This is a genomic window from Sporomusa aerivorans (assembly GCF_041428895.1).
Classification (GTDB): Bacteria; Bacillota; Negativicutes; order Sporomusales; family Sporomusaceae; genus Sporomusa; species Sporomusa aerivorans.
Genome location: NZ_CP156926.1, coordinates 4,536,344 through 4,552,725 on the forward strand (window position 1 = coordinate 4,536,344; position 16,382 = coordinate 4,552,725).

General features: G+C 47.0%; 14 protein-coding genes. 4 read left to right on the plus strand and 10 right to left on the minus strand.

Going from position 1 to position 16,382, the window contains the following annotated elements:
• Positions 1-240 precede the first annotated feature (240 nt).
• A complete protein-coding gene (locus tag SATMO3_RS21945) occupies positions 241-951 on the plus strand; it encodes a flavodoxin family protein (protein WP_371371903.1) in 711 nt (236 codons plus the stop codon).
• Between the two features lie 524 nt (positions 952-1,475).
• Here SATMO3_RS21945 and SATMO3_RS21950 read toward each other — a convergent pair.
• Positions 1,476-1,931, minus strand: coding sequence for an Lrp/AsnC family transcriptional regulator (locus SATMO3_RS21950; protein ID WP_371371904.1), 456 nt, complete (start codon positions 1,929-1,931; stop codon positions 1,476-1,478).
• 221 nt (positions 1,932-2,152) lie between these two features.
• Here SATMO3_RS21950 and SATMO3_RS21955 point away from each other — a divergent pair, with 221 nt between their 5' ends.
• The 3 genes from SATMO3_RS21955 to SATMO3_RS21965 are packed head-to-tail and all read left to right on the plus strand — an operon-like array spanning position 2,153 to position 4,641.
• A complete protein-coding gene (locus tag SATMO3_RS21955; RefSeq protein ID WP_371371905.1) occupies positions 2,153-2,992 on the plus strand; it encodes a sulfite exporter TauE/SafE family protein in 840 nt (279 codons plus the stop codon).
• A complete protein-coding gene (locus tag SATMO3_RS21960; RefSeq protein ID WP_371371906.1) occupies positions 2,992-3,372 on the plus strand; it encodes a DUF1634 domain-containing protein in 381 nt (126 codons plus the stop codon). Before SATMO3_RS21955 ends, SATMO3_RS21960 begins: the two co-directional genes overlap by 1 nt.
• Before the next feature lie 45 nt (positions 3,373-3,417).
• Entirely contained in the window at positions 3,418-4,641 is a 1,224-nt protein-coding gene (locus SATMO3_RS21965; protein WP_371371907.1) for an LCP family protein, read from the plus strand.
• A gap of 286 nt (positions 4,642-4,927) precedes the next feature.
• Here SATMO3_RS21965 and SATMO3_RS21970 read toward each other — a convergent pair whose 3' ends face one another.
• The 9 genes from SATMO3_RS21970 to SATMO3_RS22010 all read right to left on the minus strand — a co-directional run bounded on the left by SATMO3_RS21970 (position 4,928) and on the right by SATMO3_RS22010 (position 16,316).
• Positions 4,928-7,882, minus strand: coding sequence for a hypothetical protein (locus SATMO3_RS21970; RefSeq protein ID WP_371371908.1), 2,955 nt, complete (start codon positions 7,880-7,882; stop codon positions 4,928-4,930).
• 20 nt (positions 7,883-7,902) lie between these two features.
• Positions 7,903-8,352 (minus strand): MarR family winged helix-turn-helix transcriptional regulator, encoded by a 450-nt coding sequence (locus SATMO3_RS21975; RefSeq protein ID WP_371371909.1) that lies wholly within the window; start codon positions 8,350-8,352, stop codon positions 7,903-7,905.
• 398 nt (positions 8,353-8,750) lie between these two features.
• The gene (locus tag SATMO3_RS21980) at positions 8,751-9,917 is read right to left on the minus strand and encodes a 4Fe-4S binding protein (protein ID WP_371371910.1); all 1,167 of its coding nucleotides are present in this window, start codon (positions 9,915-9,917) and stop codon (positions 8,751-8,753) included.
• An 8-nt stretch (positions 9,918-9,925) separates the two neighbouring features.
• Positions 9,926-10,804 carry a 4Fe-4S binding protein gene (locus SATMO3_RS21985; RefSeq protein ID WP_371371911.1) on the minus strand — a complete coding sequence of 293 codons (879 nt, stop codon included), beginning with the start codon at positions 10,802-10,804 and terminating at the stop codon, positions 9,926-9,928.
• Entirely contained in the window at positions 10,797-11,393 is a 597-nt protein-coding gene (locus SATMO3_RS21990) for a 4Fe-4S dicluster domain-containing protein (RefSeq protein ID WP_371371912.1), read from the minus strand. The genes SATMO3_RS21985 and SATMO3_RS21990 overlap by 8 nt, the downstream gene beginning before the upstream one ends.
• Before the next feature lie 3 nt (positions 11,394-11,396).
• Positions 11,397-12,080: a molecular chaperone gene (locus SATMO3_RS21995; protein WP_371371913.1), complete on the minus strand. Its 684-nt coding sequence runs from the start codon at positions 12,078-12,080 to the stop codon at positions 11,397-11,399.
• Between the two features lie 66 nt (positions 12,081-12,146).
• Positions 12,147-13,040, minus strand: a complete 894-nt coding sequence (locus SATMO3_RS22000) for a dimethyl sulfoxide reductase anchor subunit family protein (protein ID WP_371371914.1) — start codon at positions 13,038-13,040, stop codon at positions 12,147-12,149.
• A gap of 4 nt (positions 13,041-13,044) precedes the next feature.
• Complete coding sequence (locus SATMO3_RS22005) at positions 13,045-13,620, minus strand: 4Fe-4S dicluster domain-containing protein (RefSeq protein WP_371371915.1); 576 nt, start codon at positions 13,618-13,620, stop codon at positions 13,045-13,047.
• 2 nt (positions 13,621-13,622) lie between these two features.
• Positions 13,623-16,316 (minus strand): molybdopterin-dependent oxidoreductase, encoded by a 2,694-nt coding sequence (locus SATMO3_RS22010; RefSeq protein ID WP_371371916.1) that lies wholly within the window; start codon positions 16,314-16,316, stop codon positions 13,623-13,625.
• Positions 16,317-16,382 lie beyond the last annotated feature (66 nt).

Genomic DNA, 16,382 nt, shown 5'->3' on the forward strand with positions numbered 1-16,382 from the left:
GGAGCTGTTTTCGCGACTGGGGAAGCCAGGCGAGAAACTGACACGGGTACTACTATCCTGGATAGGTAATAGTATCCGTGGTTTTTTTTGCACTCAATAAAATAGACGGCAGGACTACATATGAATCTACGGTGCGTTTATTGCTAGTATTTTTTTTATAGTCTAAACTAAGTTTGAAGGTGATACTACTTAAGTCGCGAGAAAATTGGCCAATTACTATGAATAAAAGGAGGACATTGGATGAAGATAGTCCTGATCAACGGCAGCCCCAGGGGTAGAAACAGCAATACACACATCATGGCGGAAGCTTTTTTACAAGGAGCGCAAGCGGCGGGCGCGGAAACGTTACACGTGCTTTTAGCGGAAAAGGAAATCCGGCACTGTCGCGGCTGTTTCTCTTGCTGGCTTAAGACACCGGGCCACTGCGTCATCGGCGATGACATGAAGCATATTCTGGTCGAGGCGGATGGAGCCGACGTGCTAGTCTTGGCCAGTCCGCTATATTTTGATACAATCTCCGGAATGCTAAAAGTGTTTATGGATCGGATGATCGTCAAAGGCGATCCGCATTTCAGTAAAACAGCCACCGGGGAGTCACGCCACTGGAAAAACCCTGACGAGAAGACGCCCCGCTTGCTGATGATGTCGAATTGCGGCTTTCCGGAACGGTCACATTTCCAGGCGATATCGCATTGGGTGCAGCGGGCGGCATTAAATATGCAGACAGAGCTGCTGGGCGAAATCTATGCGGCCCAGGGAGGACTGCTGGCGCAGGAGCTGCCGCAGGTTAAAACGTATCTGCAATGGATCAAAACAGCCGGCTCTGAAATTGCACTAGGTCAAGCATTGTCGGCAGAAACCAGGCAAGCCCTGGAGCAATCTTTCCTGCCGGACGACATATATACGCAAAACGCAAATCAATACTTCGACAGTCTGCTGGGCAGCAAGTAAGCCGCCAGGAAGCAGCGAAAAAACAAGTGCAGAACACGGGGACAGGGACCGCGTTTTGCACTTATCCGGTAGGAAAGCCCGGAAATTCAGGGATTCTGTATAAGGAATATGCCCAGCAACAACACCACAATGGAACTGACCGGCTAACAGAAAGCGGCGGTAGGATCAGCTGTCAATAAAGCCTTCAGCAGTACTATCCAGCTTTTCAGCCCATGCCAAGCAGTTAAACCTTGGAATTAAGCGGTTTACCATCCCCACACATTCTAACTCTTAGAAATACTGCAACCCACGAAAGCCGCCCATAGCGGCCATAATCCAATTAAAAAAAGCAGCCTCACCTATTCCAGATATTTAGAATAGATGAGGCTGCTTTTCTAACAAATTAGAACCTTCTAACCGCTTGCTCTGTAGTTCTTTTATTTTTATAATCTAAAGTCGCTAAAGGGTGCTATTCTTTGTGAATTTTAAGATTGTTGACCCCCGCACAAATCTGCTGAACCCTTGTTATCTGCAGAAACTATCCCTTAAATGAGCAAGGCTCCTCTTTCTTTATAGCGGGTAATTAAAATCTCGGAAGTTACACTGGTGATTCCGTCAATGAGTTTTAGCTTTTGAATATAGCAATTGGCATGCTCTTGGTCATCAAATAACGCGTGAATATGCAAATGGGGTTGGCCGCTCATTTGATAAATATTCGTAATTTCTTCCGTTTTTAGCAGTTGTTCAGCTACGAGATTGATTTTTGACCACTCTACATCGACATTAAAGTACACAGAAAGCATTTTCCCCGCTTTCAGAGGATTTACTACGATAGTAAACCGCTCAATGATACCATGTTCGACAAGTTGATTAACACGCTCCCTGACAGCAGCACGGGTTAAATTCAAAAGACGGCCAAGTTCAGCATTACTGAAACGGCCATTCTCCGATAAGTATTTTAAAATTTGCCGGTCAATCTTGTCTAAATTGTTAAATTGCATCTTAAAGTATTCATCTCCTAAAAAGTCTTATTTTTTTACATTGTAAACAAAATAGCATAAAATATTGCCCGAATGTAAAATTAGTATTATACTTATGCGTATGCAGTAAAAAAATTGTTGCTTATGCTTTAAGTATACATGCTAAGGAGGGATTTATAAACTCGCGCCTTCTTTTTATCACAAATTATTACAAAAATGCTTTTATGATCGGAGCTGAAAATATGACAATTTTCGCAATAAAAATACTGCTTATTTCCATTTCGGCAGGTGCGCTTGGCTCAATTTTAGGACTCGGCGGCGGATTAATTGTTACGCCCGCTTTGACATTGTTGTTTGGAATTGATATTCCCCACGCGATTGGCGCCAGCCTTATTTCTGTCATTGCAACTTCAAGCGGCGCCGCCATTGCCTATATCAATGACGGAATTACCAACATTCGCGTCGGAATGTTTCTGGAAATTGCAACCACCATTGGGGCAATTACCGGCGCGCTGATTGGCGGGATTATCTCGCCTAATTTTTTGTATATAATCTTCGGGTTGCTGATACTGTATTCTGCCCTGGCTATGCTCAAAAAAACAAAAGAAGAACTGCCTTCCCAGGTACCTTTGCATAGTGTTGCCAGTAAACTGAAACTGCAAGACGAATATTATGATAAAAGCTTGCAGAAACAGGTTGCCTATAATGTGGCTAATGTTTATAATGGTTTTGGCGTTATGTATGGAGCCGGCGTCATATCGGGGCTGCTGGGCATAGGCAGCGGCAGCTTTAAAGTGATGGCCATGGACGTTTTTATGAAGCTTCCCCTCAAAGTCTCAAGCGCAACCAGCAATTTCATGATGGGCGTTACGGCCGCAGCCAGCGCTGGTATTTATCTGTTCAGAGGCGATATAAATCCCCTGATCTCCGCGCCCGTTGCCCTGGGAGTATTAATAGGAGCCACTATTGGCGCAAGAATTATGCAGCGCTTAAAAAGTAAAACCATTCGCAAATTATTTATACCGGTATTACTGTATGTGGCTATACAAATGATGGCACAGGGACTGGGGGTTACACTGTAATGGAGACAATGAATAAGGAACCGCTGAAACCAGGCAAAAAACTCAATAAGGCTGAGCTTGTTATTAGTCAAGCTTTACGAATCGGCGTACTTCTCAGTGCTGCGATTATTTTACTGGGGTTGGTAATTTTTTTGAGCGGACATGGCAGTGGTTATCCCGCCGAGTCCTACCCAACTACCCTCAAAGATATTATCGCAGGAACTTTGCAATTGAAATCTTTTGCAATTATATCCACAGGGCTGATTCTCTTGATATTCACGCCTATTATGCGGGTAGGCGCTTCCATTGTGGCTTTCCTCCTGGAAAAAGACTGGCTGTATGCAGGTATATCATCAGCCGTCTTCTTAATCCTTGTGGGCAGTTTCTTTTTTGGAAAATAAAAAGTGGCAAACTGCCACCGCTAAGAATAAATAGAAGGTGAAAACATGGCCCAGAATTCGAACAAGACGCTTCCCGGCCAAAAACGCCGTCTAAGGAAAGGTCGTGCAGCTCTGCTGGCGGCAATTTTTCTTTTAATTGTCACCGGAATTACGTATGCCATCTTTGCCGAAGAAGATAACAGCAAAACCGTATCTGGCGCAGCAACGCAGGTAAAAGTGAAAAAAATTAATATCCTGGTTCTGGGTACAGATGAGCGCGAGGAAGATGCGGGGCGCTCGGATACCACCTTTGTAGCTACTATTGACACTGTGGAAAAAAAAATAACCATGCTATCCATACCGCGTGATACACGTATAAAAATTCCCGGACATGGCTGGGATAAGCTTAATCATGCCTATGCCTTTGGCGGATCAGAACTGTCCAAAGCAGCTGTTGAAAATTTGTTGGGAATAAAAATCGACTATACTGTTGCAATAAATGTAAACGGATTTGTCCGCATGCTTGACGCTATTGGCGGCGTTACCATCGACGTTGACAAACGAATGCAGTATGCCGATCCTTACGATGACAACGGCGGATTATATATTGACCTTTACCCGGGAGTCCAACGGCTGAACGGCAAGACGGCAATTGAATATGTTCGTTACCGGGACGAAGAAGGAGATATCGGTCGTGTAGCCCGGCAGCAAAAGTTTTTGAAGGCGCTGTTGCAGGAGATTACGAAACCGCAGCTTGCTACCAAGCTTCCTGAACTTGTTAAGCAAGCCTCTACTTCGATAAGAACGGACATGCCCAAAAGTGAAATGCTTACATTAATTCCGGTCATAAGTGATGCGGCAAAAACGGGACTAAAAACAGAATGGGTAGCAGGAACGCCGCTATGGATACAGGACATTAGTTACTGGTTGCCGGATATTAAAGAACTTCGCGCTAAAGTAGCGCAAATACAGGCCATTAAAGTAGATGAAAAATATAACCGGCTTACCGACCTATTGGCAAAAGAGTATCAGCAATCGATACCAAAAGAAACAGAAATTGCCGAAGTTCCTCCGGTTGAGCAGGTAACTGCAGAAAAAAAAGCTGGGACGCCTGCAAAAACTTCTCCAGAGCCTAAATCTAAAACAGAAACAGAAGCTACCCAATTAACTCAGAAAAACGACTTCACCGCAAAACCAGCTCCTGTAGCCACCAATCACAAGTCTGTCGTACACGGGACAAACGACGGAACGGTTAGTAAAAATACAACGTCTAAAACAACCTCAGAATAAAAATGCCCTCTTGCAGAAAGAGTACTGCAAACGGTAACAAATTGGGCTACGAATAAATTAGAAATAGAATTTACCCCTGTACAGAAATTAATCGATACAGGGGTCTTTTCATGCTTGAGCAAAAAGGCAAGACGCAATCCCTGCTGCTTCGATTCGGCACAGACTCTTCTGTTTCGGACTTAGCCGTTCATGCAAAAAAGGATATGAAATGAGGGGCGCCTGCCGCTTTTTCATATGGCAGCACGCCTCCTCATCCATATCCTTCTGCTGTAAATGTCTGCAGTATTTAACTGTTTTTAATAACCTGAATGATGATTTGACCCTTATAGGTGCCCGGCTCTATGTTAGTTTCCCGTCCGTCGACTGTCATACGTAGGGATGAGCCTTCCGGCGCCTGGACTTTTGCACCATTCTCAAGCGTTAAGGTGCCCAAATACGAATCCTGCGTTACATTCCATACAGATTCCTTATCGAAACTGGCAGATATTTTCCAATTAGCTTTTGCTTGGTAATAGTTGCCGTTAAGACCCGATCTATCGCCGGCTGCGTCCGTATAGTCAAGCCCTGCTACCTCCCATAGTCCATTAGAACCGTCGGCAAAAGAACCTGTAAAAGCCGAGTCAGTAAAATGAACTGTGAGCGAAGAGCTTCTATCGGCGCTGCGCCCTTCAACAGCACGGGTTATATCGCCTTCATTCCAAATGATGCCGGCAGTGTCCGACTGAGTGAATTGAAGTACGGGAGCTGAGCCCGCTTCCGAAGCCACCAGGTAGTTATAGTCAGCAGCATTGTTATTCTTGAACGTACTGTTATTCAGTTCCAGCTTCACGCCGGCAGCTTCAAACTCAAAGACCGAGCTTGTCAAACCGCCGAAGGAACTGCCAACTGTGAGATAGGGAATAGGAGTAAAGTCGGTATCGCCGGAATATTGTCCGGCGGAATAATTATAGAAAGTATTATCCAAAATACTGTTTCTCAGCAGAGTCTTTTCCGTATAGGCTTTACCTGCTGTTTTGCCAAGGGCAGCCAGCAGAGTTTTTACTTTGTCCTGGGATATCCCGTAATTCTGGCAAAGCCGGCCAATAGTCATTGCCGGATCGCTCATCATATAGTTGCTAAGAGCCGTGCCGCCACTGGCAGATTTCCATGCTTTCACAGCCAGGGCGGCCTTTTCGCCGGTTACATAACCGGTAACGTCCTTAGCAGCAATGAAAGAGACGTTATTAAATACGGAAGTGGACTCCGGCGTGATACCGCCCCGGTTTCTAAAGGCTATCTGGCCTGTTGCCCGGCTGTCATCCATGCGTAAAGTCCCCCCTGATGCCACTACCAGGCCGGCATCCATTTTCGAAATGAAAGAGGAGTCCCTGGCGGTAACAACCCCGCCGCCGATGACATAAATGCCGGCCGAACGATTGCCGTACACTGTCGTATGAAAATTTTTGGCATCTACAACACCGTTGCCAAAGTCATTCGCCAGCGCCGAACCCTGGCCCACGGCATAGCTGCCTGGCTTGCCAGTGGCGGCTTTTACATTCTCCAGATAAGCATAGCCGCCGTAGACAACATCAGCTACATGGTTATTCCAGCCCTCCAGGTTAAAGTCCGTATTGTATACATAGACCTTGGCCGTATCCGACTTAGCATCATTGGTACCGGCCTTGCTTCCGGCCCCGCCTGCCAAAACACCGTTGGCGCCGTCACCATTCGCATAGATGCTGCTTCGTTCGCCATTCAGGCTGCCAGCCGTAACAATACCGCCATTTGTTGCGTACAGCACGGCGTTCATGCCCCATTCCATAACCAACTCCGTATTATAAGCGCTAAGACCGGACTCATAGGACATTTTGGCCCAGTTCCCCGTGGAAGTGGATGAAGCCTGTAAGTGATCAACCTTGATCGTACCATAGTCGTCCGCCCATAGCACGCTGCGTTCCTGATTGATTCCGGCTCCGATTTTATCCCCGCTTTTTGCCGTGTTGGCCTCCAGTTGCCGATAGACCTGGTCATCGCTGCTTCCTTTTGCTTTTACAATAGCATTGGCAAAAGCAAGATAATTGGGATTCAAGGATGTGCGGGCGCTGAGGCCATTGAGATTGGCATTGTCACTGGCAATATTTACTGCACCATAGTTATAGGCAAGGCGATACGGTGAATAATAGAGAACATCAAGGTCGCCGTCATTATCCTTGTCCTGGTACGCTACGTACTGGTAATGCAGATTGGGATTTGCATTCGGGAGCGGGTTTGCTGTATGGTTGGGTCCATAGAGTTCTTCCCCAGTGGAAATATCATAAGCCACAATGTCTTTATCCAGGGTAACCTTGTTGCCATTAAGATAATACCCTTCCGTAAAATTGAAAAGATTTTTCACTTCGCTGTACGCGCCGCTGCTTGCAATCACTTGATTCAATTGGGCAGCATCTTCTTTTGTCAGAACCCGGAATGTTTTATTAAGACTGTCACTGCTTACAATATTTTGAAACTGGTCGGCAATAACCACTTTCTGTTCGGCGACCTTATAGTCATCGCCGCTAAACGCAAGCACCGCCGCACCGTTTTCCGGATTGGTTTCCTGAGTAAAAGCACCGCTGGCGATGGCAATAATGTCTGCTGCTGTTATTTGATTCTCTTTGGCAGCTGTCCCGATGTTAAGGTAGACGCCGCCGGCAACCGCCGCTTTTTTTTCATTTTTCAGCGCAACAGAAACCACTTCCGTGCTATTGGTTACAACATCTTTGCCGCCTGCCGACTTCTGCGCCGTTCCAGCCGGGAGATAGAGCACAGCGTTACCGCTGCTCATAAAGGCTCCGTCCTTAATCTCCACTTGGGGATTGGCAAAGGAAATTATGGTTGCCGTATTAAGATCGTAAAACGCCCATTCCTCCACCTTCTCAACTGTATCCGGCACATAGACTGCGGCAATTTCATTATGGTGTCCGAAGGCCTGAGCGGCAATCGCTGTAACCTTGGCGCCCCCAAGCACGCTGGGCACGATAACCGTATGCTTATTCTTGCCGGCATAGGCAGTAATCGTACTGGTGACACTATCGCCTGCAGTGACAATTTTAAATGTCCAATCTCCCTCGGTAGCGGAGACATCAGTCGTTGCTCCTGGCGTTCCGCCGCCGGGAGGCAACCCCTGAGGCGGTTCCGGTGGCATACCGGCAGCCAAAGATAATCCCATTGCAAACAGGGAAAACACTAAACACAAAGATAAGCAAATATATATTTTTTTCAAGTGAATCCTCCTTTCGTTATTTAGGATTTTTTCGCTATTGTCTTCATAGACTGGTAAACAAACTCAATGGTTTCTATCATAGAAAAGTACTTCTCCTGGTCCAGTTCAGAAAAATAATCCGCTAATTTTGCATGATAATCCAGAACATACTTCTGTACACATTCCCTGCCAAAAGGAGAAAGTTCCACCTGTACAATTCTTTTATCATTCGCTGCTACCGTTTTTTTTACAGTTCCTATATCCACCAGTTCGTTTATCAGTTTTGTAATACTGGGTTTGGTAATCTGCATAACAGTGCTTACATCCGAAACCCGGACGCTGCCATTTTCACTGTACTTCTTATAAATCACATGCAGCACACGAATATGGCTGGGTTTCATATTTTTCGGCAATTGCGGCATACACTCCAGTGCTTTTTTGGCAAGCCACAAAGCTTCTAATATCGGAATAACCCTATCATCCTTAGTCACGGTATCTCTCCTAACATCGCAGATAGTTACCTATAGTAACTATTATATAGGTTTTCGTGCATGTTATCAAATCCCTATTTTCTCCAAAATCACATTCTCCAGCCATGTTGAATAAATGTTCCAGACTCATCACTGAATAACGGTACTGATGACAAAAGCCTACAGTCTGCCACCAAAAAGGTTTGTAAATCCGCACGAACACTTGAATTAGCACTAAAAAGTCCGTATCACAAAAATTGATACGGACTCACTTAATTTAGAGGTTAAAGCAAGTAGCACACCCTTTCCGGCGATCACGGCTGCCGGGATCTGGCAGCAGCATACACCTAATGAGCATATCTCATTGCTTGTTTTGATAATGACACTGCCTAAACCTGTCTCTAATACCCAATCATCGTTCAATTTTTAACCACGCACCCCAACAAACGCGCCATACGATGTTCTACCGGCTCAAACAGGTTATCAATATCCTCCTGTTTTTTTACGATGAGCACTCTCGATCTTTGGGCAATTATTGTGTCCAAAGAGACAGTTGTGTTTACTTCGATACTTTCACGACAACAGACATCTTGGCATACACCACATTGCGTACAGCGCGATGCATCTAAAGAGACGTTCCAAAGGTCATTCTGCCTGCAAATAACCAACGCCCTAGTCGGACAAGCGTCAATACAGGCTCCACAGCCATTGCAGTTATCGTCAATGCGGATATCTCCCCATAGACTGCTTAAAAATTCCGCAGGGTCCGCCGTTTTCTTAAGTTGTTTTAGCGAGCTAACCAGAGATGACCACTTATCCGGCCAATACTTCGCCTCATCCAGGGGATTTTGCAATGCGCTACTGCTTTCCATTTGTTTATCAGCATCACCGGCGATGAATTCTGTCATTGCCTGTGTAAACAGACTCGCGCTTTTTCTCTTAAATGCAGTGAGAAAGGCTCTGCGTGACATACCTGTCGCCTCACCTTCCGTGATAGGCAGAGGTTTAATTTTCGCCGGAATCTTCTGAGTAAACGCAATTACATTCGGATACTGCCAGCGTTCCAATAAACGGTTTGCCGTATCGGCCATCATCTGAGCCAAGCCGCAAAGCTTATTTTGTGAGCATTCTACACACGAGGCATTGAGGATGGACACGCTGGTTGCGCCCCTAAGTACCGCATTAACAAGAATGGCTTCATCGCATCGTACGATACACTGCACAACGATAGCACGCTGACGCTCGGAAGGATGAACTTTGAGATAAGCTTCACAGGCAAAAACAACAGCTCCGGAGTGCTGCACATGAAGTGCGACAAGTGAGCATAACTCTTGGTGAGAAGGCAGCTTAGCAGAGAGCGCACCGCTCGTACAGACTGACGTGCAGGCACCGCATCCGGTACACTTTTCGGCAAGTAATTCAAGTCCTTCCGCCCACACGATGGCACCATGAGGACAGACTGAAGAACAGCGTTGACAGGAACTGTGCTGATGCCGCTTGCGCAAACATCTCTTGTCATGCATGACGATACCCCGCTTGTCAAGTTTGGCACAGGCTCTTGTAAGTTGTTCGAGTTTGGACAGCATATAAGCATTCACCTCCAGGGAAATCGAATCGCCTGTACCGGACAGTTGTCCGCGCATTCTCTACATTTGGTGCAGGTACTAATATCTCCCATTCCCAGACCGTTCTTAAGATCAATATCAAAGCTGCAGGCGCTACGGCATAGCTGACATTTGGTATTATGAGCTTCTTCCAGACAGCGGGAGCGGTCCACGGTAGGCGCAAGACTGTGGTTGAACCTGCTAAATATACTGAGCAAAGCGCCGACAGGACATAATTTGCTGCACCATTTTTTCAAGAACACAAGTTCAATAATGACTATAACGGGAAAAACAATAATATCCATTGTTGGCTCGTTGAAACGAATCAGACGCAGCAAAGCAAATAGTGTGGCAAATACAAGTCCAATCGGACAGATGAGACAAAATACGGGAAAACCGCAAATGGCGGAAGACCCCAGGGTTACCCCAAGAATAATGAGCCCGGTCGGGGAACTTTTCCTAAGATCATTTCCTGCTTGAGGGTATGTAACTCTTGTCGCCTCACTTTCCTTAAAAACAGGCTGAGTTGAACTATTGCGGTCACTATTATTCTCGCCGTCGGTTTGGCCTTCATCAATTTTGTTGATTAATAATTTGCGCACCAGGGGAATAGGGCAAACCCAGCCGCAGAAGATACGTCCCAACAAAGCTGTCAGTCCGGCGACCACAAGAAAAGAAACGAGCAGTTGTGGTATGACATCCCGCCCGGCAAGCGCTGCTTCCAGGTACCCCAGAGGACAAATCGCGGAGATATCTTCCACACCAAAGGCAGAAAGTGAGCCCATACCGGTGCTTCCGGCCGCGCCAATCACAATTATGCTCATTACGGCCGCCATGGATGTCAGCCTAAGCGTCCTAGTCCTATTCATAGCTTTCGTCCCTTCCTGCCGCAATGGGTGTAACAACAATACCGCGAATATTTCCGCCAACGTACGATCTCATCACCAGCGCGGGACAGACTTTCTCGCAGATTCCACAGCCGTTGCACTTACGTGGATCGACCACAGGGCGGTTTTGCCCGTCAAGCGTTATCGCCTGATAGGGGCACGCGTTCCTGCACACCTTACAGCCGCCAGAGTCCCACGCAATACAGATATTCTCTTTTACTGTCGCCAATCCAATTTTTACAGTCTTTCCGTCAAAAGGTTTCAGCGCCTGAGTGGGACAGATCTCAACACATTTATTGCAAAAATTGCAGTATCCCAGATGAAACCTCATCACCGGCGTACGCGCGGCCAGGATGCCGTCCGATAAATTCGCCAGACCGATTACAGAAGTTGGGCATACACTTCTACAACGGTCACATCTTAAACATCTCGCGATAAATGCTGTCTCTTCCTGCCCTCCCGGAGGACGAAGAAGAGTCTTATTCGGCAAGATCTTTGCAGCTTCTCCAATCCCCAAAAGGAAGGCAAATGCTCCGCCGGCTATTTTTAGGAATGCGCGCCGTGAGGTCATTTATTAGCCGACCTCCAGGACAGTTTCCTCAATCATATCTTCTAGGATGGTACGCTCCAGATCCAAATAGCCATTGGTAATTTTCGCAACAGCTTTGTAAAACTCGGTCTCGGCATACTTCTCGATGTCGGCACAAAACGCAGGAACCCATTTTAATAGGTGGTGTACCAGAAAGCCTAACTGCTCTTTAAGACAGACTGAGACCGTTAACCAGTCCCGTCTAGCCAACGCCTGTTGTGTCTCATTGCATAGTTGCTCCATATATTCAAGTTCTAGCGCGATATGATCTTCCGGAACATCGAGCGTTTCCAGCTTGGTCAATCCTTTTACGCGGTAGGCCGCCACCACTTGATCACGCGCATCTTGCATGATCAGTCTCTTGGGACTTGTATAAACCGACTCGTACGGATAGGCAGCCTCGTTTCCGGCTATCCCCGCACCGAGAAATACCCTCGCATAGTCCACGGCCAGGTCGGTCAACGTATCGTCATCAAGCTGCTGACGATACTCTCTAAGCATCCGGTATCCTTCGGCAAGTCCGTCTTCACAGCACTCGTCAGGAAAACACATACCTTTTATCTGGTCAAGTAACATTTGATCGACTTCAACCTTGTAGAGTCGTCCCAAAAACCGGTACAAATTCTCCCGGTTTTCCATAATTGCTGAGTACTCTAATGTTTTCTCCACCGTCTTCCCCCACTGTCTTAATTACAGTTGGGGAAGAGATTCCAACCCTCTTCCCCACTTTTATCCTTAAAAATACTGCTTAACACTGCTTCCGAGCAAGAACATCATGACTCGAAAGGCAATGCCTGCCGCCAGAACGGAACATAAACCAAGCTTAACCAAAATACCTTCATTATTCTTTGTGTAAAACCTGGTCATCAGCGCTGCGGGCACCAGTAAGCCAAGCAGTATCAATCCGCCCCAGAAAAGCAGTGCCAGATTGCCTGCTAAAACCCGCGTGACTGATCGAGTCACATCAGGATAAGGTGCAATGGCTATGTGCGTCAAGTATGCAACGAGTACCACAGCTTGAAGGAAAAGCGCAATCAGCGCCGACCGTTTTATCATGCTGGCAGCCGCTGCTGTTTCTGTTGTCGCTGCTGTTTCCGCAGTCATTACTTTTGTCGTAGCTGTGTCGCAGGTTGCTGTACGTGCAAGCAACACGCCGATACTGAAGCAGCCCATAACGGCGGCAGAGACCAAATAAAATACCGGCAGAATCAATGTGTTCCAGGCAGGTATAGATGCCATTACATAAGCATCACCATTAACAAAAGTAAGTACGACTGCCAGTACAGCACCAACAGTGCCGATTATTTTGCAGGTCGCATCAGAAGCGTTTCTCCTGAGTGCTAAAAGATAAACGATAATGGCTATACCTAGCAGGAAGCTCATTGTGGATTCCAGGAAGATTCCGGAGGTTGGATGAGCCAGTGCACCAAACATCCGCTCCGGATGGCCTAAGTGTAGTGTACTTGACATACCACCGACACCGATTGACACAATCGCAATGGTCGAACTGATTATTCTAATTTGTTTTGCCTTGCCATACCATTCGGTCAGGATAACAGAGCCAACAAATGTTCCGCAACCGAGTCCAATAAATAATGTAAAGAAAACCAGGGGCCATTGAATACTCATGTTATCACTCCTTCCAAGTAGCCGTTTTACTGTGCAGAATATAACAGGCCGAAGGCTTGTTGCCAACATCCGGCAGGACATGCACATTTTCACTGCCGGCTTTTCGAATAACTTTGGAGACATCACTGTCGGGATCATCGATATCGCCAACAAACCGGCAAACTGCCGGACAATTTCTAACGCAAGCCGGCTGCTCACCAAGGGCCTGTAGCTGAGTACAAAGTGTGCACTTTTCCACTACTTTCCTCTCTTCATTGAAGGTACGGACTCCATAAGGGCAAGCCATCATACAATACCGGCAGCCAATACACTTCTCTTTATCAATCAGGACAACTCCATCCTCATTTTTATAAGACGCCCCAGTCGGACAAACCTTGGCACATGGTGCCGCCTTACACTCCTGACACATTGCCGGCAGATAGTACATTTCTAAATTAGGATACGTGCCGGTCGGCCCCACTGTCAGCACTTTGTTCCAGGTACAACCGAGCACAACGCCATTTTCCTGTTTGCATGCCACTTCGCATGATTTACAGCCAATACAGCGATCTAAATCAACTACCATGGTTCTTTGTATCATATTTAGACCTCCTTATCCTTTAGCTGCGTAGGATCAGACGGCTCAGGAAGCCAGGCCTTAAACTCCTCCGGCTTCAGCCAAACGCCTTTGGGCGGGCCATCCGCTTTCGATACCCTGACAAGATATCCCCTCAGTGTGTAGGTACCTATAACGTCATTGAATGGAGCATCATTCTTGGAAAGTACGTTGACATTGACTTCCTGCCAGCCATGCGTGTTGGTGTTCAAGGTTTCCGGTGTCCAGAATCTTTCCATATAGACAACTCCTGGATTAATCCCTTCCGTTACCCAGGCTTTAGCCTTGATTTTTCCGCGCTGTGATTCGACATTCACCCACTCCCCTTGGGAAATGCCATATTTTTTAGCGGCCTTGGGGTGAATCCAAATTTCCGGTACAGGATAAATTTCTCTTAACCAGGGAATATTCCGCAATGTCCCATGATGGAAATACGGCAGCCGGCCGTTAGTCATAACCAGCGGGAACGTCTTGGCAAGTTCACTGTCTGCCAGCGGGCTTTCAAAAGGCTCCTCGAAATAAGGCAACGGGTCATAGTCTTTTGAGGCCGGCGGCAGCGGATAAGGACTTACCGGAGCCCCTGTCCGTCCTAACGTGATGAATGCTTCGCCGTAAATCTCGACTTTTTGGCTCGGCCGGCCGAACCCTTTAGGCTTTCCGGTCTTCGGATCGATTTCCTTATAGGTGTAATATCTACGCCATTTACTGATAGGCATAGCTTCATAAGGCACTTTTTGGGCAAGCTCTTTAAACGTCATGCCAAGTTTTTTCTTGCAATTCCAGTCAAGAAATTCCTCCATCGAGTTCCAATAAGGCTGCTCCGGCGCCGTTTTCTCCGGGTCAAACGCATCCTTACAGGCCTGATGCCCCAGTTCTCCGCACCGCTTGGCAATTTTAGCCCAGATTACAGTTTCATTCATGGTTTCATAGGTGTGCGTAACCGCCTGGCGCACGAACAGCATGTTGAGCGGCGGAACCACATAATCCGATTCCAGCCACTCGGTAGTCGGCAGCAGAACATCGGCATAAGCTGAAAATGAGGTGGGATACATATACATGTGAACAATAAATTCCATTTTTTCAATAGCTTCAATCCACGACGATGCATTACCGAGCATGGCAAGCTTATTGCCTGAACGTTCAAGCCATACTTTTACCGGATAAGGTTTCCCTGTCTTGATGGCTTCGAGCACTGTCGGGTTATGGCAAGATCCCCATGAATTTGCGCCCTTGTACTCAATGCCGCCAAGACGTTTTTGAAACTGTTCAGGCGATATGAATTTATACAACGGTGAAACAGCAGAATCTGCAAATTTGACGTCGCCAAAGTTTTGGAGAAGCGATCCTGGTTTTTGTACATAGCCCATCATTAAGTCAAGCGCGCAGGCTGCCATTGCCGCCTGCGCCGATTGCGGGTTCTGATCGGTAGCAACGCCAAGACTGAGGCCGCCCGGGCCTTGGGCATAGATTTTTATTGCTTTTTCAATTTTATCTGTTTCAAGCCAGCAGATTTCGGCCGTCTTATCCAGTGTAAACGGCTCGCATCGCTCTTTATAAAGCTGGAAGCCGGTCTTGCATTCGATGCCGTTAACCGTAAAAGTGCCAAACAGTGCGGGATCAAGCCTGTCATCCCATGGATAAGGCAGCGGTTTGGCTGATTGAGTCTTTTGATCCCATACTACATAGGTATTTGAATCGCCTCCAGGTGTAATTTCGCTTTCCCTGACACACATTTTGGTCCGGGTGTTTACTAAAAAAGGGAGATTTGACCATTTCATTACAAATTCTTCGTCATAAAGTCTATGATCAATAATATACTTAATCCAGCATAATTCGAGCGCTACATCAGTGCCAGGCCTTATCGGCAGCCACACGTCCGCTTTGGAGGCATCGGCCGTAAAGCGTGGATCGACCACAACAGTCTGCACTCCTCTTGCTCTTAGTTCAGTCACCGCCCGGCCGCCCTGAGAAGGACTATTATAGGCGGGACACGCTCCCCACAGCACCAGTGACTTCATCGGCGTGTCTTCGTAGAAGTAAATTTCGTGAGCCTCACTGTCCGCAATACTGGTGGTTTGATACCACATTTCTGTTTGTCCATATATCATTTTATAGCTGAGTGTTCTCGGCATGTAGCATTGCTGGGCGCCTGGCTCAAACCAGTTCGGTGTGCCGAATACGCTGGCAAACCTTCTGACACTGCCAAATTCAGGATTGCCGCCGCCGCCGGTAGTGCAAAGTACGGCTTCTGCGCCGTGCTTTTCCCGAACCTCCATGAGCTTTTTGGCGATGGTATCAATAGCCTCCTGCCAGGATACACGCTTCCACTTATTTTCGCCGCGCGCCCCGACGCGAACCATCGGGTACTTATTGCGGTTGGGATTATAAAGGGCCTGTATACCGGCAAGTCCTTTGGCACACACTCTGCCTCTGGTCATTGGCTGATCCGGGTCGCCCTCAAGCTTAACTAAACGACCGTCTTTCATATGTGCCAGGATGCCGCATTTGCCGATACAGCCCCGGCAACATGTCTTAATGATTTTTGTCTCTGCTATTTTTGCGGGCTCCTCTGCAGCTTCCATTCGCGTGAGCCCATTCACCGAGCCGCTCAATGCAGTTGTAATCCCGGTTATGGCAGTCGCTTTGAGAAATTGTCTTCTGTTAAGTACTAATTGTTTCATCTGTTCTCCCCTCTACTGTTGAATACTCATGTGAATTTCTCGCATGTATAAGCCGGATCATCTCCC